Raw genomic sequence first — 19401 nt, forward strand, 5'->3', positions numbered from 1 at the left:
CGTGACCGAGCGCCCGGCCCCGCGTCCCAAGGTTGAAGCCGGCGTCAAGCTGCGCGGCGCCGAGAAGGTTGCGCATCCCGGTCAAGATCATCCCGACCACCGAACTGCCGAAGAAACCCGACTGGATCCGCGTGCGCATCCCGGTTTCGCCGGAAGTCGACCGCATCAAGAGCCTGTTGCGCAAGCACAAGTTGCACAGTGTCTGCGAAGAAGCGTCCTGCCCGAACCTAGGCGAATGCTTCTCCGGCGGCACCGCGACCTTCATGATCATGGGCGACATCTGCACCCGTCGCTGCCCGTTCTGCGACGTTGGCCACGGTCGTCCGAAGCCACTGGACGTCAACGAGCCGGAAAGCCTGGCCATCGCCATCGCTGACCTCAAGCTCAAATACGTGGTGATCACTTCGGTTGACCGCGACGACCTGCGTGACGGCGGTGCTCAGCACTTTGCCGACTGCATCCGCGAAATCCGCAAACTGTCGCCGAACGTGCAGCTTGAGACCCTTGTCCCGGACTACCGTGGGCGCATGGACATTGCGTTGGAAATTACCGCCGCCGAGCCGCCGGATGTATTCAACCACAACCTGGAAACCGTGCCGCGTCTGTACAAGGCCGCGCGGCCGGGTTCGGATTACCAGTGGTCGCTGACCCTGCTGCAACGCTTCAAGCAGATGATGCCGCACATTCCAACCAAGTCCGGCCTGATGCTGGGGCTGGGCGAGACCGACGACGAAGTCATCGAAGTCATGAAGCGCATGCGCGAACACGACATCGACATGCTGACTCTCGGTCAGTACCTGCAGCCGTCGCGCAGCCACTTGCCGGTGCAGCGTTTCGTGCACCCGGACACCTTCGCCTGGTTCGCCGAGGAAGGTTACAAGATGGGCTTCAAGAACGTCGCTTCGGGTCCGCTGGTACGCTCCTCGTACCACGCCGACGAACAGGCGAAGCTGGTCAAGGCCGAGCTGCTGGGTTCCTGATTCAGCGCCACAGAATATGCCCGCCGAGGTTTGATAGCCCGGCGGGCATTTTTTTGCCCGGCCTACATTCGCTGCTGATTTTTCCTTCGAAGCACGGCGTGAGTGATCCTCTTCTGTTTGTTCACGTTCCTGACTAATGTGTGAGCATCAATTCGCAGGGAGATCCAAGGATGACCGTTCGACCGACCCATACACTTTGCCCTCACAAAGCCGTGCCCGCACTGCCCTCGGAAGGGCTGATCGGTGTCATTGCACCTGCCGGCCCTGGTGCTCTGGACACTGATAAGGCGGTGCAATGGATGCGCGCCCGCGGCTATGGGCTGAAAGTCTTTCCCGGCGTCTATGAAAGGGATGGCTATCTGGCCGGCAGTGACGAGGTACGCCTGCGCGATCTGCACGCGGCGTTCGTTGATCCCGAAGTCGACGCGATCATTTGTCTGCGCGGCGGCTACGGCACACCGCGTCTGCTGGACCGCATCGATTACGATCTGCTGAGCCGTCATGCCAAGCCGTTTGTCGGCTACAGCGATATCACCGCGTTGCACCTGGCGATCAGTCGTTACGCCGGTTTTGTGACCTTTCACGGACCGCTGCTCAATGCCGACTTGCTGGGCGACAAGGAGCCGCCGACGGTGACTTCATTTTTCGCCATGCTGCGCGGGCAAATGAGGACGGGGAGTGTGCTGAGCCATCCGGTGGCGTATCCGTTATCAACCGTCGAACCGGGCATCGCGCATGGGCGCTTGCTCGGCGGCAATCTGGCGATGATCGCCGCGACCCTGGGCACGCCTTACGAAATCGACGTCGAAGGGGTGATTCTGTTCATTGAAGACATCAACGAGCCGTTGTATCGCATCGACCGGCTCCTGACCCAGATGCGTCTGGCCGGCAAGCTGGCCCGACTGCGCGGTGTGCTGGTTGGTGATATCGCCGGGGTGGATGTCACCGCGCTGAATCGCTTGCTCAAGCAAACCTTTGGGCCGTTGCGGATTCCGGTGTTGTCGGGTTGGCGCAGTGGCCATTGCGACCCGAACCTGACGCTGCCGTTGGGCGCGCTGGTGCGGCTGGATGCGGGGAAGCAGGAGTTGCTGCTGGAGCAGGATGTAGTCATCAAAGATTGAAGATTTGTCGATAGACACATTGTCTTCGGGAGCAAGCCCCTCCCACATTTGAACGCGTCCCTCAGTTGGAACACCGTCGAATGTGAGAGGGGACTTGCTCCCGAAAGCTTTTATTGGGCGCGAAGGCTCTCAAGCAACTTGTGCGTCGGATAACCATCTGCCGGCCACCCCAGCGCTTGCTGGGCACTGCGAATCGCTTTGCGCGTATTGGCGCCGATAATCCCGTCCGCCGTGCCGGCGTCGTAGTTGCGCGCGCTGAGCAGCGTTTGCAGTTCGATGCGTTCCGTGCGGCTTAGCGGCAGATCATCTTTCGGCCAATTGCCATTGATCAGACCCGCGCCTTCAAAGCGCTCGGACAACAGGCTTACCGCCAGTGCATAGGACGAGGAATTGTTGTACTTGAGAATCGCGCGGAAGTTGTCGAGGATCAGGAACGCCGGGCCGCGATAACCGGCCGGCAACAGCAGGGCAGCGGAGAGTTGTTCGGAGCCGGCTGGCACCTGCGCGCCATTGGGCAGGTTCACGCCCAGTTGCCGCCATTCGGCGACGCTTTTACGAATCGCGCCATCGGCCAGGGTGTAGTTGAAGCCACTCGGCAGCTGTACTTCGAAGCCCCACGGCTGGCCACGCTGCCATCCCGAGCTTTGCAAGTAGTGAGCGGTCGAGGCAAGCGCATCGGCCGGGCTGCCCCAGATGTCGCGGCGACCGTCGCCGTCAAAGTCCACGGCGTGAGTATTGTAAGTGGTCGGAATGAACTGGGTCTGGCCCATTGCTCCGGCCCACGAGCCGAGCATTTTCTCCGGGGTGATATCGCCCTGTTGCAGAATCTGCAGGGCGGCGATCAATTGCGCATGGGCAAAGCCTGGACGACGGCCTTCGTAGGCGAGGGTAGCGAGCGAGTTGATCACCGACTTGCTGCCCTGAAACTGGCCGAAATTGCTTTCCATGCCCCACACCGAGACCAGTGCCTGACGATCAACGCCATAACGCTGCTCGATGCTTTGCAGAATGTCGGCGTACTGATTGATCAGCGCCTGACCCTTACGCACGCGCAACGGTGACAACGCACCGTCGAGGTATTCCCACACCGGACGAGAGAACTCCGGCTGACTGCGATCGGCACGAATCACGCTGGCGTCGAAGCTGACATTGGCAAATGCCTGATCGAACAGCTCGGGGCGAATCCCGGCGGCCAGGGCATCCTTGCGGAAACCGGCTTGCCATTCGGCGAAGGTCTGGGTCGGTTGAATGTCGAGCGGATCAGCGGACGGCACTACCGGCGGGATGATCGCTGGGGCCGTGGTGACCGGGGCGGCTTGAAGGGGTTGTGCATCGGCGGCGGTGGGTTTTTCCGCGCAGGCGACAAGCAGGATGAAGCTGGAGGCAGCGATCAATTGGCGCACGGGCCATCGACGGGAAAGACTTGGGGGCATGCACAGTTCCAGGGGAAACGAATCAGGTGCAGACCTTAACATGAGCGGGGGGTAGTGCGCCTCAGGCAGCCAGAAAGTAAAAAGCCTCCCGGTTGTCAGACCGGAAGGCTTCGCGGCGGTAGCTGCCTTTGCCCTTGGCTGGTCGTTCCTGGCGGCTGCGGAACAAGGGCTGGGCGACGATGGATTTGGCCTTGTTGGGGCCATGCTTTGCTGGCTTTTTGCTCATGACGATTCTCTCGGTGAGGTGGATTTTGCGGGGGAAATAATCTGCCGATGTGACGCGTCTGTCTATAGGGCAAATATGGGTAATGTTTGTGGGAAAACAAGATCAAAAGATCGCAGCGTGCCGCAGCTCCTGCAAGGATTGGTGTAAGAGCAGCCGAAGGCTCGGGCCGCGTTCGGACGATCTCTTGATCTTATTCGGCAGGCAAAGACAGGCGCTGGCCTGCCATCAACAGAGCCAGGCGACTGAGGCTCATCCACGGCGAACCGGCTGCCTGGCCCTTGATCTGCGCGTCGATACGCTGCGCTTCGAGCAGCAACTGCGCCCAGCGTTGCGCCGAATAGCGTTGCAGAGCCTTGCTCATCAGTGGCTTGCGCTTGTCCCAGACCGGCGGTTTCGACTGGCTGAAGCACTTGTCCAGCGGCGTGCCCTGACTGTATTGCAGGGAGATATTGGCCAGCAGGCGCAACTCCCGCGCCAGCGCCCAGAGGATCACCGGCGGCTCGACGCCTTCGCCGCGCAAACCTTCAAGCATGCGCAAGGCGTGGGCCGGCTCGCCGTTGAGCACCGCGTCGGTCAGGCCGAACACGTCAAAACGTGCACTGTCAGCTACCGCAGCCTGCACGGTTTCGACGGTAATCTGCCCACCTTCGGCCATCAGCTTGAGCTTTTCGATTTCCTGCGCGGCGGCGAGCAGGTTGCCCTCGACACGCGCAGCAATGAGTTCGACCGCGTCCTGGCTGGCCGACAGGCCTGCCTGCGACAGGCGCTGACGGATCCAGCTCGGTAACTGATTGGCATCCACCGGCCAGATCTGCACGAACTGGGTTTGCGGGCCTTCGACCAGCGCTTTGCCCCATTTGGTTTTCTGCGCGCTGCCGTCGAGCTTGGGCAAGCTGATCAGCAGAACAGTGTCTTCAGCGGGGCGCGAGCAGTATTCGATCAGCGCCGCAGCACCTTTGTCGCCGGGTTTGCCTGATGGCAGACGCAGCTCCAGCAGGCGTTTTTCGGCGAACAGCGACATGCTCGCGCCAGCTTGCAGCAACGTGCCCCAATCGAAATTGGCGTCGGCGGCGAAAACCTGGCGTTCATCGAAACCTTGCTGGCGAGCAGCACTGCGGATGGCGTCGGCGGCTTCCTGACACAGCAACGGGTCATCGCCACTGATGATGTAGACCGGCGCGAGTGCGCCTTGCAGGTGTTTGCCGAGTTGCGCGGGAGCGAGCTTCATAAGAAGGGCGAGCGGGGTGCCTGAGCACCCCGGCCGGCTTACTGCTGCGGAATTTCGAGCGGCGACTGACGCGGAGTTTCCGCCTCAGCCTTTTGCGCCGCTTCCAGCGCATCGGCCTCAGCCTTGGCGCGGTCATTGGCGGTTTGTTGCAGTTGTTGCAACTGACCCGGGGTCAGCTGCGACAAGCGCAGCATCATGCGCTGCACCAGCTCGCGGCGGATTTCATTACGGGCGTCGTTGGCTTCCTGATCGGAGCCGACCAGGTTGTTGCCGTCGTGAATGAAGACCTTCTGCACTTCGAGTTTGTCGCTGAGCAGGGACAGATCCTTGTCGCCGCGGATGTCATAGCTCAGCACGGTGCTGACCTGGTACTCGCCCGTGCGACCGGCACCGGCATAGCTGAGGATGCGCTGGCTTTCCTGCTCGTCAGCCAAATACAGCTTGTACGGCGCACCGGTGTAGACCTTGACGCCGCTGGACTCCAGCGTCTGACGCAGCTGTCTCACGGTTTCGCCGTAAGCATTGCGCGCGCTCAGGTCGAGTTCCTTGATCGACAGTTCGTTGGTGCCGGTACCACGCAACTGGAAACCGCAGGCGCTCAGCAGAACGGCGAGGCCCATCACCAGCAGATTGCGTTTGATCATTGTGTTGCTCCCCTTGAAACCAGGTGAGCCGACTCTGCGGCCCGAAAGGTTTAACTGGGTGCCAGGCGACCCGGCACCCGATCCAATTTAGCTGGCGACGATGTTGACCAGTTTGCCCGGTACCACGATCACCTTGCGAATGGTCAGGCCGTCAACGAAACGCAGCACGTTTTCGTTGACGCGCGCGGCGGCTTCGATTTCTTCGCGAGTGGCGCTGGCGGGCATTTCGATCTGCCCACGCAGCTTGCCGTTGACCTGAATGACCAGGGTCAGGTTGTCCTGCACCAGAGCACTTTCATCCACGGCCGGCCAGCCTGCGTCGATTACGGCATCGGCGTGGCCCAACTGCTTCCACAATTCATGGCTGATGTGCGGGGTGATCGGCGCTAGCAGCAGGGTCACCGCTTCCAGGCCTTCGTGCAGCAGCGCGCGGTCCTGTTCGCTGCCTTGCGCGGCTTTTTCCAGTACGTTCATCAGCGTCATCACCTGAGCGATGGCCGTGTTGAATTTGTGGTTTTGGCCGACGTCATGGCTGGCCTGCTTGATCGCCAGGTGGATCGCACGACGCACGGTCTTCTGCTCGTCGCTCAGAACGGCGATATCGAGTTTGCCCGGCAAGCCCTGAGTGACGTGAGCTTGCGCCAGACGCCAGACGCGCTTGAGGAAGCGGTGCGAGCCCTCAACGCCGGAGTCCGACCATTCCGCGCTCATGTCAGGCGGCGAGGCGAACATCATGAACAGACGGCAGGTGTCGGCGCCGAACTGGTCGATCATCGACTGCGGGTCGACGCCGTTGTTCTTCGACTTGGCCATCTTCTCGGTACCGCCGATTTCCACCGGCAGGCCGTCGGTTTTCAGTTTGGCGCTGATGACCTTGGCTTTGCTGTCGCGTTCCAGTTCTACGTCGGCCGGGTTGAACCAGGTATAGGCGCCGTTGGCTTCGCGACGATAGTAAGTCTCGGCGATCACCATGCCCTGGGTCAGCAGGTTTTTGAATGGCTCGTTGGAGCTGACCAGACCTTCGTCGCGCATCAGTTTGTGGAAGAAACGCGCATAGAGCAGGTGCAGAATGGCGTGTTCGATACCACCTATGTACTGATCCACCGGCAGCCAGTGATCAGCGGCGGATTTCTCGACCAGACCTCCTTCGAAGTGCGGCGAGGCGTAGCGGGCGTAGTACCAGGACGACTCGACAAAGGTGTCCATGGTGTCGGTTTCACGCTTGGCCGGTGCGCCGCATTTCGGGCAGCTGCATTCGTAGAACTCGGGCATGCGCGCCAGCGGCGAACCGGCGCCGTCCGGGACCACGTCTTCCGGCAGAACGACAGGCAACTGATCTTCCGGCACTGGTACATCACCGCACGCAGCGCAGTGGATGATCGGGATCGGGCAACCCCAGTAGCGCTGGCGGCTGATGCCCCAGTCGCGCAGGCGGAACTGGGTGCGCGAGGCGCCCAGCTCTTTCTTGATCAGGGCCACTTCCATGGCGTCGAATGCGCCGGCGAAGTCGAGGCCGTCGAACTCACCGGAGTTGATCAGCGTGCCATGCTCGCCGTAGGCGTCTTGCCACGGCGCGGGGTTGGTGTCACCGGAGCTGGTGCGCACCACCGATTTCACTGGCAGGTTGTACTTGTGGGCGAATTCGAAATCGCGCTCGTCGTGCGCCGGTACGGCCATGACCGCGCCGTCGCCGTAGTGCATCAGCACGTAGTTGGCGACCCACACCGGCAGTTTTTCACCGGTCAGCGGGTGCTCGACGAACAGGCCGGTGGGCAGGCCTTTCTTTTCCTGGGTGGCGACATCGGCTTCAGCGACGCTGCCGCCCTTGCACTCGGCAATGAACGCTTGCAGCTCAGGGTTGTTCCGCGCGGCCAGGGTAGCCAGCGGGTGCTCGGCGGCCACGGCGACATAGGTCGCGCCCATCAGTGTGTCCGGACGGGTGGTGAAGACTTTCAGGGTGCCGGCTTCGCCGATCGAATCGACGTTGTACGGGAACTGCACTTCCATGCCACGGGACTTGCCGATCCAGTTGCGCTGCATGGTCTTGACCTGTTCTGGCCAGCCCGTCAGTTCGTCGAGGCTTTCCAGCAGCTCGTCCGCGTAAGCGGTGATCTTGAAGTAGTACATCGGGATTTCGCGCTTTTCGATCAGCGCGCCGGAGCGCCAGCCGCGCCCGTCGATGACTTGCTCGTTGGCCAGTACGGTCTGGTCGACCGGGTCCCAGTTCACGGTGCCGTTCTTGCGGTAGATCACTCCCTTTTCGAACAGGCGAGTGAACAGCCATTGCTCCCAGCGGTAGTAGTCCGGCTTGCAGGTGGTCACTTCACGGGACCAGTCCACGGCGAGGCCGAGGCTGCGCAGCTGCGACTTCATGTAAGCGATGTTTTCGTAGGTCCACTTGGCAGGCGCTACGTTGTTCTTCATCGCGGCGTTTTCCGCCGGCATGCCGAACGCATCCCAACCCATTGGCTGCAGAACGTTTTTGCCCTGCATGCGCTGGTAACGCGAGATCACGTCGCCGATGGTGTAGTTGCGCACGTGGCCCATGTGCAGCTTGCCGCTGGGGTAAGGGAACATCGACAGGCAGTAGTAGGTTTCCTTGCCTGGCTGTTCACTGACTTCAAAGGACTTTTGCTCATCCCAGAAGGACTGGGCGGCGGCTTCGATCTCACGGGGCTGATATTGTTCGTGCATGGCTACTTTTGTACTGGATAGGGGTGGCCTAATCCTCTTCGACGGCGGCATCCGGGATGCGCTGGAAGTGGAATGACAGGAAGCGCCGTAGCATACATGACCGCGCTTGACCGAGGGAAACCCTGATTACAGCTGTTTGCCCGAGCGTTTGAGTGGCGAGGGCCGTTGGTCGCGGCGTGTAGCCGGTTCGTGCAGCGAAGCTAAGCTCTAACTGGGGAGTGAGTCTTATCTTCAATGAGGTGAGGGATGGTGGAGCAACGGAAAAAAAACGTAACGAAACCCGAGTTGTACGAAAGGTTGATCGATCGTCTGGGCATGGCGCTGGACGCCGTGAAAACCGCTGGCCGGCTGCGCGACGAGCGCCCCCTGGAACTGGAATTGCGTGGCTTGAGCCCCGCCGAGTTCAAACTGGTCAAGGCCTATCTGGATCGCAGTGAACGTGAAACGCAGGGATGCCTGTCTCAAGCAGTGAAGCAGCTCGATGCGACACATTCGGCCAAGGTCATCTGGCTCAAGGACAAGGCGCCGCGCAGAGACACCGGCAAGGTGCGTTCTGTGCAGGCCAAGTAAGCGCATGGCAGGTCAGGACACGGATCTTTTGCAACAGGATCCCGCCTATTGGTTGTAACTCGTAATTAACACTCTTAGGCTTCGGGCATCTTTGGAGATGCCCGATGCCCTTTCGATATTTCATCAAACAACTTTTATTGCCGCCCGGCATTCTTTTGCTGCTGTTGCTGGCCGCCTGGTGGCTGCGCCGCTCGCGGCCGCGCCTGGCGGGCGTGTGTTTCGGCTTTGGTTTTGGTGGCCTGCTGCTGATGAGCCTGCCGGTGGTGGTGCAGTGGGGCGCCAAGGCGCTGGAACGTGAGCCGCCGCTAGCGCGGTCAGAGTGGACGACCCTGGCGCAACGCGCCGATGCGATTGTGGTGTTGGGTTCGGGGCGTGAGCGCGGTGATCTGGCTTGGGGCGAAGACCAGCCGACCGGCGTCGGCCTTGAGCGTCAGCGATACGCCGCACGCCTGGCCAAAGCCTCGGGCTTGCCGATCCTGACCAGTGGCGGCCTGCATTACGGCACGCCACCGACCGAGGCGAAATTGATGGCGGATTCACTGCGCGATGACTTCGACGTGACCGTGCGCTGGCAGGAAGGCGCGAGCCGCACCACATGGGAAAACGCCAGGATGACGGCAGATATTCTGTTGCCGCAGGAGATCAAGCGGGTCGTCGTGGTGACGCAGGCGTGGCACATGCCGCGCGCGGTATGGAGCTTTGAACAGGCGGGATTCGAGGTGGTACCGGCGCCGGTTGGCTTCCTCGGCACTGATAACGCCCGGCCGTTTGGCGGCTGGCTGCCCGAGTTCAAATCGATCTGGCAGAGCGGGCAACTGCTCAATGAGGCGGTGGGGCAGGTGGGGTATTCGCTGTTTTACCGCTGAAGATCAAAAGATCGCAGCCTGCGGCAGCTCCTACAGAGGGAATCTCAATCCCATGTAGGAGCTGCCGCAGGCTGCGATCTTTTGCTTTAAAGAGTCTTCGACATCCGGCTGGCCATCAGCGCCCAGCCAAACAGCAGCATGCACAACACGATCAGCGGCCACGAGCGCCATTGCAAATAGGGTGTCAGATCGTGCATCGGCACCACTTCGCCGTACAGCACGCCTTGCTCGAACTGCGGAATCTGCTCGGTGATCTGGCCGAACGGGTTGATCAGGCCGGTAACGCCGTTGTTGGTCGCGCGGATCATCCAGCGTCCAGCCTCCAGCGCGCGCATCTGCGCCATTTGCAGATGTTGCAGCGGGCCGATGGACGTGCCGAACCAGGTGTCGTTGCTGATCGTCAGCAACAGATCACTGCGTGCCGACAGCCCGGCGGCGAATTCCGGATAGACCACTTCGTAGCAGATAAACGGTGCGATCTGGTAACCCTTGGCTTGCAACAGCGCCTGATCGGACGGGCCACGAGCGAAGTCCGACATTGGCAGGTCGAAGAATGCGATCAAGCCGCGCAACACATCCTGCAACGGCACATATTCCCCGAACGGCACCAGTTTCTGCTTCAGGTAAGTGCCGTCGCCTTCGCCGACCACGGTGATGCCGTTGAAGAAGCGCCGTTCGTGATGCACGGTCTGGCGAATCGGCACACCGGTGATCAGCGCCGATTTACGCTCGGCGGCGAAGTTGCCCATCATCGTCAGGTAGCCCTCGGCGGACTCCTTCAGGACCGGCACGGCGGTTTCCGGCCAGATCAGCAGATCGACCGGTTTGGAGCGCAAACTCAAGTCGCGGTACAGCGCCAGTTGCGCGTTGAGCTCGGCTGGGTCCCATTTCATGCTTTGCGCGACGTTGCCCTGAATCGCGGCGACCGTCAGCGGTGCACCGGACGGGCTGGTCCAGGCATGGCCTTTAAGGGCGATACCCGTCACCCAAGGGCCGACCAGAAGCACCAGACCGGCCGCGATAAAACCCTTGCGCCGCGCCTGCAACAGGCGCGGCGCGTTGTGGATCAGCGCTGCGGTAAGTGCCAGAACAAACGACACCAGCCACATGCCGCCCACCGGTGCGAGCCCGGCCAGCGGGCCGTCGAGCTGGCTGTAACCCGAATACAGCCATGGGAAACCGGTAAGGAACCAGCCGCGAAACGCTTCCTGCCCGACCCACAACGCCGCAAAGGCCAAGGCATCGGCGACCGGTGCTTCGTTACGGCGCAACCAGCGCGCCCACAGCCAGGCGGGCAGGGCGAAGAACCAGGCAATTGCCGCTGTGAACAGCAGCATCAAGAACCCGGCGAGTAACACCGAAGCGCCGCCAAAGTGGTGAATGCTGTAGTAGATCCAGCTGGTACCGGCGCCGAACAGGCCGAAGCCGAAGCACCAGCCACGGCCCAGCGCCTGCCGCGGGCTCAGTTCACGCAAGCCGGCATAGAACAGACCGACCGCCAGCAATGCCAGCGGCCAGATGTTGAACGGGGCGAGAGCGAAGGTGGTGATAGCACCGGCCGCCACGGCCAGCAGGTTACCGGGCCAGCCGGGGCGGGTAGTCCAGCGCATTTCAGTCCTTAAGTTTGTTACCGAGCGATTGGCGTGAGTCGCAGCAAATGAATCCGACGACTGTCGGCATTCAGGATGCGGAAACGATAGGCGCCGATTTCAGTGATTTCGTTGCGTTTTGGCAAGTGGCCGAACGCGCTCATCACCAGACCGCCGACGGTGTCGAACTCGTCGTCAGTGCCTTGATCAGGAAGTCACCGCTGGGCAGCGGCTTGATGTAGCTGTCTTCTTCGACGTCGTGCTCGTCTTCGATGTCGCCGACGATCTGCTCAAGCACGTCTTCGATGGTCACCAGGCCGGCCACGCCGCCGTACTCGTCGATGACGATGGCCATGTGGTTGTGGTTGGCGCGGAATTCACGCAGCAACACGTTGAGACGCTTGGACTCCGGCACGAAAGTGGCCGGGCGCAGCAGGTCCTTGATGTTGAAACTGTCGCCGTTCTCCTTGAGGATCAGCGGCAGCAGGTCCTTGGCCAGCAGCACGCCCATCACGTCGTCATGGCTTTCGCCGATTACCGGGTAGCGCGAGTGGGCCGAGTCGACCACAGCAGGGAGGAATTCGCGGGGGGTCTGGGTCGCCTTGATGCTGATCATCTGCGAGCGCGGCACCATGATGTCGCGTACTTGCAGGTCAGCCACCTGGATGGCGCCTTCGACGATGGCCAGCGCTTCGCTGTCCAGCAGTTTGTTCTGATGTGCATCACGCAGCAGCTCGAGGAGCTCCTGACGGTTCTTCGGCTCGTGGGCAAAAGCCTGGGTCAGTTTACCCAGCCATGACTTCTGCCCGTTGCTCGATCGATCTTCGCTCATAGCGATTACTCTGAATCCTTTGTTGTAACGATGGGGGTTGGTTCGGTTTCGTCGTCCGCGTACGGATCGGGATAGCCCAGTTCAGCAAGCAACTCGCGTTCCAGTGCTTCCATTTCCTCGGCTTCGTCGTCATCTATATGGTCGTAACCGAGCAGATGCAAGCAGCCGTGAATGACCAGATGTGCCCAGTGGGCCTTTAGTTCCTTGCCCTGCTCGGCGGCTTCGCGTTCGACCACGGCCACGCAGATCACCAGATCGCCGAGCAGCGGAATATCGAGAAACTCGTCGGGTACTTCGGCCGGGAATGACAACACATTGGTCGCGTAATCCTTGTGGCGCCAGGTGTGGTTAAGCTCGCGGCCTTCTTCCTCGTCGACCAGACGGATGGTCATCTCCGAGTCGGCGCTGCGCTGACGCAGAGCCAGTTCGCACCATTGGCGGAACTCGGCTTCACTTGGCGCGCTGGCCTCGGTGGCGATTTGCAGATCCAGCTCAAGCATCGCGCGAGGCTTCCCTGGCGGCTTCGGCACGGGTCTCGAAGCGCTCGTAGGCCTCGACAATCCGCTGCACCAACGGGTGGCGCACGACGTCCTTGGGCTGGAAGTGGGTGAAGCTGATGCCCGGCACGTCTTTGAGCACTTCAATGACATGGTGCAGCCCGGACTTGGTGCCGCGCGGCAGGTCGACCTGGGTGATGTCACCCGTGATGACGGCGGTCGAGCCGAAGCCGATGCGCGTCAGGAACATCTTCATTTGCTCGACCGTGGTGTTCTGGCTCTCGTCGAGAATGATGAAACTGTTGTTCAGCGTGCGACCGCGCATGTAGGCCAGCGGTGCGACTTCGATCACCTGTTTTTCGATCAGCTTGGCGACATATTCGAAGCCGAGCATTTCGTACAGCGCGTCGTAAAGCGGGCGCAGGTACGGGTCGATCTTCTGCGACAGGTCGCCGGGCAGGAAGCCGAGTTTTTCGCCCGCTTCGACCGCCGGACGCACCAGCAGGATGCGGCGGATCTGCTCGCGCTCCAGCGCGTCAACCGCGCAGGCCACGGCCAGATAGGTCTTGCCGGTACCGGCCGGGCCTATGCCGAAGTTGATGTCGTTACCGAGGATTTCCTTCACGTAGCGCTGCTGATTCAAGCCGCGCGGGCGAATCATGCCTTTCTTGGTGCGCAGGGCGACGGTCGCTTCGGCAGGGGCGGGGTTGTCGAGATCTGCTGATTCCTGAATGAACAGGTGCACCAGGTCTGGCGACAGCTCGGTACCCTTGGTTTCCCGGTACAGGCGGCGCAGCAGGTTTTCCGCAGATGTGGTGAGTTTTGGATCGCCAATCAGCTCGAACTGGTTTCCGCGGTTGCGGATCTCGATGGCCAGGCGCTGTTCGATCAAGCGTAAATGCTCGTCGAATTGCCCGCACAGATTGGCGAAGCGGCGAGCCTCAAACGGCTCGAGGAGAAAGCGATGTGGTTCGATAGGTGCGTTCAAGGTCGTATTTAGCCGCCCTGGGGCAATTGAAGTGAAATCAAGGATAACGCCAGTGGCGTGGGTGCGAAAGCTCTTAAATCAGCTCAGCCGATAAGCGCCGCTGCGCTTGACCTGTGGGAGCGGCTTGCTCGCGAAAGCGTCGTGTCAGCCTCCATCGACGATGCTGATACACCGTTTTCGCGAGCAGGCCCGCCCCCACAAGGGAAATGTGGTGCTATTGAATTAAAGAGCCACGCAGCGAGTGTGGCTGCGCGGCGTCGATGTGCACGTCGGCGAACTGACCGATCAGGGTGGGATTGTCGCAGCGGAAGTTGACGATACGGTTATTCTCCGTGCGCCCCTGCAGCTCACCCGGGTCTTTCTTCGAATAATCGGTGACCAGAATGCGCTGGATCGAGCCGACCATTTGTCGGCTGATTTCGAAGCCTTGCTGATTCAAGCGATGTTGCAGCGCGTTCAGACGTTCTTTCTTCAATTCTTCAGGGGTGTCGTCGGCCAGGTCGGCGGCGGGCGTGCCTGGGCGCTGGCTGTAAACGAACGAGTAGGAGAAGTCGAAGCCGACATCGGCGATCAGCTTCATGGTCTGTTCGAAGTCTTTTTCGGTTTCACCGGGGAAGCCGACGATGAAGTCCGAGCTGATGCAGATCCCCGGCACGGCGGCGCGCAGTTTACGCAGCTTGGATTTGTACTCCAGCGCTGTGTGGTTGCGCTTCATCGCCGCGAGAATCCGGTCCGAGCCCGACTGCACCGGCAGATGCAGGTGCTTGACCAGTTCCGGCACTTCGGCGTGGGCCTGGATCAGGCTGTCGGAGAACTCCAGCGGGTGCGAGGTGGTGTAGCGAATGCGGTCGATGCCATCGACAGCGGCAACCACGCGGATCAGTTCGGCCAGATCGGCCAGACGACCGTCGTGGGTCTGGCCGCGGTAGCCGTTGACGTTCTGCCCGAGCAAGGTCACTTCACGCACGCCGTTTTCGGCGAGGTGAATGATTTCGGCGATCACATCATCGAACGGTCGGCTGACTTCTTCGCCTCGGGTATAAGGCACCACGCAGAACGTGCAGTATTTGCTGCAACCTTCCATCACCGACACATAGGCGCTCGGGCCATCGATGCGCGGCTCGGGCAAGTGGTCGAATTTTTCGATTTCCGGGAACGACACGTCGACCTGCGGCAGCTTTGTGATGCGTGCCGCGTCGATCATTTCCGGCAGGCGGTGCAGGGTCTGCGGGCCGAACACCACGTCGACGTACGGTGCGCGATCGCGGATCGCCGCGCCTTCCTGGCTCGCCACGCAACCGCCGACGGCGATCACCATCTCCGGGTTGGCCAGCTTCAGTTCGCGCCAGCGGCCGAGCTGCGAGTACACGCGATCTTGCGCGCGCTCGCGGATCGAGCAGGTGTTGAGCAGAATCACGTCGGCGTCTTCCGCGCGGGCGGTGACTTCCAGGGCCTGATGTTCGCCCAGCAGATCGACCATGCGCGAGCTGTCGTACTCGTTCATCTGGCAACCGTGGGTTTCGATGTAAAGCTTCTTGGCCATGGATTCGGGTCGTCACGTGATTCAAAGAACCGCGCATTATAGGGAACAAGCCGTCAGGTTCCTACCGCTGTGCGTCCGGTGGCTATGCTATAGTTCGCGCCCCCATTTTTACCCCGATGTTATCCGCCCGCCATGACCAAACGCGAAGCTCCAATCTACAAGGTGATTTTCCTCAACCAGGGCCAGGTGTTCGAAATGTACGCCAAGCAGATCTATCAGAGTGATCTGTGGGGTTTCCTGGAAGTTGAAGAATTCGTCTTTGGCGAGCGCACGCAAATGGTCGTCGATCCGAGCGAAGAAAAGCTCAAGGCGCAATTCGAAGGCGTGGTGCGCAGCTTTGTGCCGATGCATTCGATTGTGCGCATCGACGAGGTTGAGCGTCTGGGCACGCCGAAAATCAGCGAAGCCCGCGGCGCGGTCGGCAATGTCATGCCGTTCCCGATGCCGATGCCCGAAAAGTAAACCGGTTTCAGATGATCGTTCCCATGCTCTGCGTGGGAACGATCAATAGTCAGGGAAGAGGTGAAAACGGCGTACGCCCGTCGGCGCTTTGCAGTTCCATCAGGTATTTGCGGAAGATCTGCCCGAGCACCTGGGTAGCGGTTTCCAGATCTTCGCGGGACATCTTTTCCGAGACTTCGTCAGCCGTGTCCAGCGCCTCTTCGGCACCGTTGACCGCTGCCATCTTCAGCACGATGTAGGCCTGGATATTGTTGGCCTGCACGCCTTCACCGTGGAAGAACATGCTGCCGAGCTTGAATTGCGCCTGAGCGTGGCCTTGCAATGAGGCTTTTTCGAAATAGCTCAGGGCTTGATTGAGGTCGCGCGGCGCGTTCTTGCCGTCGTAGTAGAACTCACCCAACTCGTATTGCGCTTGCGCGTCCCCTTCGTCCGCCGCTTTCTGGCAGGCGGCCAGTGCCTGCGTGACGTCTTGCGGCTGAGTATTGAGGGTGCAACGACCCATCGCCGGGATCAACAACGAGTTGCCGCCTGCTTGTGCATGCGCGAGCAGGGGCTGAAGGAGCAACAGGCAGCCCAATGCAAGGGTGCGGCCGGTGCGGTTCATGGGAATCGACTTACCTCTGAAGGGCACGCGGACCCGTCGAGGGATCCAATAAGCGCGCATTATGAAATAAGCAGGGCCAACCTTACAAAGTCTTTACTCGTTTTTCTGCTGCGTGGGGAATATATCGCCCGATTCAGGCAGGATTTGCGCAGGCACGTTGGAAAAACCACGCGGATGTAGGTGAAAGCTGACGCTGGCCATAGCCAACGTCAGCGGTGCGGCGATTATTTCAACGCGGCGAAGGCACGCTCGGCAGCGTCCAGCGTCAGTTGCAACTCGGCTTCGCCGTGGGCGATCGACGTGAACCCAGCTTCGAAGGCACTCGGCGCCAGGTACACGCCACCTTCCAGCATCAGGTGGAAGAAGCGACCGAACAGTGCTGCGTCGCTGGCCATCACGTCGTCGAAGGTGACGATGTCGTCGGCGCCACTGAAGTACAGACCGAACATGCCGCCAGCCTGGGTGGTCACGAACGGGATGCCCGCAGCATCGGCTCGCTGCTGCAGGCCGTCGAGCATGCGCGCGGTGTAGTCGGTCAGCTCGGCGTGGAAACCCGGGCGGCTGATCAGACGCAAAGTCGTCAGGCCGGCCGCCATCGCCAGCGGATTACCCGACAGCGTACCGGCCTGGTACACCGGGCCCAGCGGGGCGATGCGCTGCATGATCTCGCGCTTGCCACCGAAGCAGCCCACCGGCATGCCGCCACCGATGATCTTGCCGAAGGTGGTCAGGTCCGGCGTCACGCCGTAATGCGCTTGGGCACCGCCGAGAGCGACACGGAAACCGGTCATCACTTCGTCGAAAATCAGCACCACGCCATGCTTGTCACAGAGCGAACGCAGGCCTTCGAGAAAGCCCGGCGCTGGCGGCACGCAATTCATGTTGCCGGCGACCGGCTCGACGATGATGCAGGCGACGTCCTCACCGACTTCGGCAAGCATCTGCTCGACCGCTTCGATGTCGTTGAACGGCAGGGTCAGGGTGTGTTTGGCGAATGCAGCCGGGACGCCGGCGGAGCTCGGTACGCCCTGGGTCAGAGCGCCGGAACCGGCCTTGACCAGCAGGCTGTCAGAGTGACCGTGGTAGCAGCCTTCGAACTTGATGATGCTGTCGCGACCGGTGAAACCACGGGCCAGACGGATCGCGCTCATGGTCGCCTCGGTGCCGGAGCTGACCATGCGCACCATGTCCATCGACGGCACCAGCGAGCAGACCAGATCGGCCATCTCGGTTTCCATCGACGTCGGCGCGCCGTAGGACAGGCCGTGCTGCAGTTGATTGCGCACCGCGTCGAGCACGTCCGGGTGGCTGTGGCCAAGGATCATCGGCCCCCACGAACCCACGTAATCGACATAACGCTTGTCGTCTTCGTCGGTGACGTAAGCGCCTTCGGCATGTTTGAAGAACAGCGGTGTGCCGCCGACGCTCTTGAACGCGCGCACCGGCGAGTTGACGCCGCCGGGGATGTGTTTCTGAGCATTGGCAAACAGGGTTTCGGAACGAGACATGATCGGGCTCTCAAATCAGATTTTCAGAAGTTCGTTGAAGGCGCGGGCGCGGCGGGTCACTTCGGCGCAGCTCTGGGCGCCGAACAGGCCGTGGATCACGGCGAGCAGATCGACCCCATGCTCGACCAGTGGCGCGGCGTTATCGAGGGTGATGCCGCCAATCGCGCAAATCGGCAAGTGCAGCGTGCGTTTGGCTTCGTCGAGCAAGTCGAGGCTGCAACTCGGCGCACCGGGTTTGGTGGTGGAATTGAAGAAGCGGCCGAAGGCGACGTAACTCGCACCTTCTTGGGCGGCCTGTTCAGCCAGGGCGATTTGCCCGTGACAGGTCGAACCGATGATCGCTTTCGAACCGAGCAGGGCGCGGGTCGGCGATAGCGGGCCGTCGGTCTGGCCCAAGTGCACGCCGACATTGAGGCGCGCGGCCAGCTCAGCGTCATCGTTGATGATCAACTGCGTCTTGTAACGCTCGCACAGATTGCGCAGCGCCTCGGCCTCGCGCAGGCGGCGCGCCTCGTCGCTGCTTTTGTCGCGGTATTGCAGCAGGGTGACGCCGCCATCGAGCGCCGCCTCCACGTAAGACAGAAACTTGCCCGCCAGCAACTGGCTGTCGGTAATGGCATACAGGCCACGTAGTTTCATCGGACAGACCTCACGACGTTACGAGCAGAAATCCAGCGGCAGGCGACGCGGCACGAACTGGCCTCGGCCCAGTTGTTCCGCGTCGCGCAGGGTCCGCCAGGTGTAATCCAGCGCACTGCGCACGGCGCTGGCGAGGTGTTCGCCCTGAGCCAGGCGACCGGCGAGGGCGCTGGCCAGCGTACAACCCGAGCCGTGATAGCTGCCCGGCAGGCGCTGGCAGATAAAGGTCTCACGCAGGCCGTCGCGGCTGTACACGCGGTTGTGGATTTCAGTCTCGTCGCCGTGGCCGCCGGTGATCAGCAGGTTTTTGATGAATGGCAGGAGTTTTTCCGCGCACTCGTCGGCCGTGCCTTCGGGCAGTTCGGCGAGGATGCGTGCCTCGGGAAGATTCGGGGTAGCAATGATCGACAGCGGCAGCAGACGCTCGCGCATCGCATAGCCGACCTCGTCCTTGCCCAGGCGTCCGCCGCCGCCGGCACGCAGCACCGGGTCGCAGACCACCGGCAGATGCGGGTGGGCCGAGAGCAGTTCGACAACCGTGTCGACCATTTCCAGCGAACCGAGCATGCCCAGTTTCACCGCCGCGACTTCGGAGTCGTTGAGCACGGCGTTGGCCTGAGCCAGTACCCACTCGCGGTCGAGGACGCGAAAGTCAGTGACGTTGACGGTGTCTTGCACGGTCAGGGCGGTGACGGCCGGAGCCGCATGGCAACCCTGCGCAAGCAAGGCTTCGATATCTGCCTGCAAGCCGGCGCCACCACTGGGGTCGTGGCCGGAGAGACAGAGGACAACGGGGCGGGAGCTGTAGATATTCATGGTGCGCGAGCTTACCACCAAAGCTGATTTACGGGTGTGGGTGGCAGAGCAAGATAAATGCCGGAGCTGCCGGAGGCTGCAATCTTTGACGTTCCTGACCATTCCAACAGCTCTATCTCGGTGCTTTGCCCTGTAACGCCCGTTCTAGAGCCGTTGTAGGA

At 61.3% G+C, this 19401-nt stretch carries 17 protein-coding genes and 2 pseudogenes; 5 read left to right on the top strand and 14 right to left on the bottom strand.

Annotation, left to right across the window (positions count from 1 at the left end):
- The first annotated feature begins 1 nt into the window (after position 1).
- Together lipA and ACIGDJ_RS12695 are read left to right on the top strand one after the other, a co-directional pair.
- Positions 2-980 (top strand): annotated as a pseudogene (gene lipA / locus ACIGDJ_RS12690) (lipoyl synthase).
- Positions 981-1150: 170 nt separating this feature from the next.
- Positions 1151-2101, top strand: a complete 951-nt coding sequence (locus ACIGDJ_RS12695) for an LD-carboxypeptidase (protein WP_313003902.1) — start codon at positions 1151-1153, stop codon at positions 2099-2101.
- Positions 2102-2211: 110 nt separating this feature from the next.
- Here the strand turns inward: ACIGDJ_RS12695 and ACIGDJ_RS12700 are convergent, their stop codons facing one another.
- The 5 genes from ACIGDJ_RS12700 to leuS form a co-directional block, all read right to left on the bottom strand.
- Positions 2212-3534 (bottom strand): lytic murein transglycosylase, encoded by a 1323-nt coding sequence (locus ACIGDJ_RS12700; RefSeq protein ID WP_101160603.1) that lies wholly within the window; start codon positions 3532-3534, stop codon positions 2212-2214.
- Positions 3535-3595: 61 nt separating this feature from the next.
- The gene (gene arfA / locus ACIGDJ_RS12705) at positions 3596-3760 is read right to left on the bottom strand and encodes an alternative ribosome rescue factor ArfA (protein WP_016773035.1); all 165 of its coding nucleotides are present in this window, start codon (positions 3758-3760) and stop codon (positions 3596-3598) included.
- Positions 3761-3950: 190 nt separating this feature from the next.
- On the bottom strand, positions 3951-4988 hold the full coding sequence (holA, locus tag ACIGDJ_RS12710) for a DNA polymerase III subunit delta (protein WP_101160601.1): 1038 nt from the start codon (positions 4986-4988) through the stop codon (positions 3951-3953).
- A 38-nt stretch (positions 4989-5026) separates the two neighbouring features.
- Positions 5027-5632, bottom strand: coding sequence for an LPS assembly lipoprotein LptE (lptE, locus tag ACIGDJ_RS12715; protein ID WP_101160600.1), 606 nt, complete (start codon positions 5630-5632; stop codon positions 5027-5029).
- An 87-nt stretch (positions 5633-5719) separates the two neighbouring features.
- Positions 5720-8326 (bottom strand): leucine--tRNA ligase, encoded by a 2607-nt coding sequence (gene leuS, locus ACIGDJ_RS12720; protein ID WP_397480212.1) that lies wholly within the window; start codon positions 8324-8326, stop codon positions 5720-5722.
- Between the two features lie 246 nt (positions 8327-8572).
- Between leuS and ACIGDJ_RS12725 the strand changes: the two genes are divergently transcribed.
- Positions 8573-8896, top strand: coding sequence for a hypothetical protein (locus tag ACIGDJ_RS12725; protein ID WP_313003886.1), 324 nt, complete (start codon positions 8573-8575; stop codon positions 8894-8896).
- 104 nt (positions 8897-9000) lie between these two features.
- Positions 9001-9762, top strand: coding sequence for a YdcF family protein (locus ACIGDJ_RS12730; RefSeq protein ID WP_397480211.1), 762 nt, complete (start codon positions 9001-9003; stop codon positions 9760-9762).
- Between the two features lie 86 nt (positions 9763-9848).
- On the opposite strand, the gene lnt is transcribed toward ACIGDJ_RS12730, so the two are convergent.
- The 5 genes and pseudogenes from lnt to miaB all read right to left on the bottom strand — a co-directional run bounded on the left by lnt (position 9849) and on the right by miaB (position 15211).
- The gene (gene lnt, locus ACIGDJ_RS12735) at positions 9849-11372 is read right to left on the bottom strand and encodes an apolipoprotein N-acyltransferase (RefSeq protein WP_397480210.1); all 1524 of its coding nucleotides are present in this window, start codon (positions 11370-11372) and stop codon (positions 9849-9851) included.
- Positions 11373-11389: 17 nt separating this feature from the next.
- A pseudogene (locus ACIGDJ_RS12740) lies at positions 11390-12183 on the bottom strand (HlyC/CorC family transporter).
- 5 nt (positions 12184-12188) lie between these two features.
- Entirely contained in the window at positions 12189-12683 is a 495-nt protein-coding gene (ybeY, locus tag ACIGDJ_RS12745; protein WP_101160585.1) for an rRNA maturation RNase YbeY, read from the bottom strand.
- Complete coding sequence (locus tag ACIGDJ_RS12750; RefSeq protein WP_101160582.1) at positions 12676-13668, bottom strand: PhoH family protein; 993 nt, start codon at positions 13666-13668, stop codon at positions 12676-12678. Before ACIGDJ_RS12750 ends, ybeY begins: the two co-directional genes overlap by 8 nt.
- 214 nt (positions 13669-13882) lie before the next feature.
- Complete coding sequence (gene miaB, locus ACIGDJ_RS12755; RefSeq protein WP_101160579.1) at positions 13883-15211, bottom strand: tRNA (N6-isopentenyl adenosine(37)-C2)-methylthiotransferase MiaB; 1329 nt, start codon at positions 15209-15211, stop codon at positions 13883-13885.
- Between the two features lie 132 nt (positions 15212-15343).
- On the opposite strand from miaB, the gene ACIGDJ_RS12760 reads away from it, so the two are divergent.
- Positions 15344-15673, top strand: a complete 330-nt coding sequence (locus ACIGDJ_RS12760) for a DUF1820 family protein (protein WP_016773045.1) — start codon at positions 15344-15346, stop codon at positions 15671-15673.
- Positions 15674-15722: 49 nt separating this feature from the next.
- Here the strand turns inward: ACIGDJ_RS12760 and ACIGDJ_RS12765 are convergent, their stop codons facing one another.
- From ACIGDJ_RS12765 to ACIGDJ_RS12780, 4 genes are all read right to left on the bottom strand, one after another.
- Positions 15723-16277 carry a tetratricopeptide repeat protein gene (locus tag ACIGDJ_RS12765; protein WP_064364065.1) on the bottom strand — a complete coding sequence of 185 codons (555 nt, stop codon included), beginning with the start codon at positions 16275-16277 and terminating at the stop codon, positions 15723-15725.
- Between the two features lie 224 nt (positions 16278-16501).
- Entirely contained in the window at positions 16502-17785 is a 1284-nt protein-coding gene (gene hemL / locus ACIGDJ_RS12770; RefSeq protein WP_313003861.1) for a glutamate-1-semialdehyde 2,1-aminomutase, read from the bottom strand.
- 15 nt (positions 17786-17800) lie between these two features.
- Positions 17801-18424 (bottom strand): thiamine phosphate synthase, encoded by a 624-nt coding sequence (thiE, locus tag ACIGDJ_RS12775; RefSeq protein WP_397479652.1) that lies wholly within the window; start codon positions 18422-18424, stop codon positions 17801-17803.
- Between the two features lie 18 nt (positions 18425-18442).
- Positions 18443-19240, bottom strand: coding sequence for a hydroxymethylpyrimidine/phosphomethylpyrimidine kinase (locus ACIGDJ_RS12780; protein WP_101160567.1), 798 nt, complete (start codon positions 19238-19240; stop codon positions 18443-18445).
- Between the last annotated feature and the right edge of the window lie 161 nt (positions 19241-19401).

Source organism: Pseudomonas sp. NPDC079367 (genome assembly GCF_044542195.1).
Classification (GTDB): Bacteria; Pseudomonadota; Gammaproteobacteria; order Pseudomonadales; family Pseudomonadaceae; genus Aquipseudomonas.

What these genes read in the sequence shown, in the direction of transcription:
- ACIGDJ_RS12695 (WP_313003902.1), top strand. Translation starts at nt 1,151, where the DNA reads ATGACCGTTCGACCGACCCATACACTTTGCCCTCACAAAGCCGTGCCC.
- ACIGDJ_RS12700 (WP_101160603.1), bottom strand. Translation starts at nt 3,534, where the DNA reads ATGCCCCCAAGTCTTTCCCGTCGATGGCCCGTGCGCCAATTGATCGCT.
- arfA (WP_016773035.1), bottom strand. Translation starts at nt 3,760, where the DNA reads ATGAGCAAAAAGCCAGCAAAGCATGGCCCCAACAAGGCCAAATCCATC.
- holA (WP_101160601.1), bottom strand. Translation starts at nt 4,988, where the DNA reads ATGAAGCTCGCTCCCGCGCAACTCGGCAAACACCTGCAAGGCGCACTC.
- lptE (WP_101160600.1), bottom strand. Translation starts at nt 5,632, where the DNA reads ATGATCAAACGCAATCTGCTGGTGATGGGCCTCGCCGTTCTGCTGAGC.
- leuS (WP_397480212.1), bottom strand. Translation starts at nt 8,326, where the DNA reads ATGCACGAACAATATCAGCCCCGTGAGATCGAAGCCGCCGCCCAGTCC.
- ACIGDJ_RS12725 (WP_313003886.1), top strand. Translation starts at nt 8,573, where the DNA reads ATGGTGGAGCAACGGAAAAAAAACGTAACGAAACCCGAGTTGTACGAA.
- ACIGDJ_RS12730 (WP_397480211.1), top strand. Translation starts at nt 9,001, where the DNA reads ATGCCCTTTCGATATTTCATCAAACAACTTTTATTGCCGCCCGGCATT.
- lnt (WP_397480210.1), bottom strand. Translation starts at nt 11,372, where the DNA reads ATGCGCTGGACTACCCGCCCCGGCTGGCCCGGTAACCTGCTGGCCGTG.
- ybeY (WP_101160585.1), bottom strand. Translation starts at nt 12,683, where the DNA reads ATGCTTGAGCTGGATCTGCAAATCGCCACCGAGGCCAGCGCGCCAAGT.
- miaB (WP_101160579.1), bottom strand. Translation starts at nt 15,211, where the DNA reads ATGGCCAAGAAGCTTTACATCGAAACCCACGGTTGCCAGATGAACGAG.
- ACIGDJ_RS12760 (WP_016773045.1), top strand. Translation starts at nt 15,344, where the DNA reads ATGACCAAACGCGAAGCTCCAATCTACAAGGTGATTTTCCTCAACCAG.
- ACIGDJ_RS12765 (WP_064364065.1), bottom strand. Translation starts at nt 16,277, where the DNA reads ATGAACCGCACCGGCCGCACCCTTGCATTGGGCTGCCTGTTGCTCCTT.
- hemL (WP_313003861.1), bottom strand. Translation starts at nt 17,785, where the DNA reads ATGTCTCGTTCCGAAACCCTGTTTGCCAATGCTCAGAAACACATCCCC.
- thiE (WP_397479652.1), bottom strand. Translation starts at nt 18,424, where the DNA reads ATGAAACTACGTGGCCTGTATGCCATTACCGACAGCCAGTTGCTGGCG.
- ACIGDJ_RS12780 (WP_101160567.1), bottom strand. Translation starts at nt 19,240, where the DNA reads ATGAATATCTACAGCTCCCGCCCCGTTGTCCTCTGTCTCTCCGGCCAC.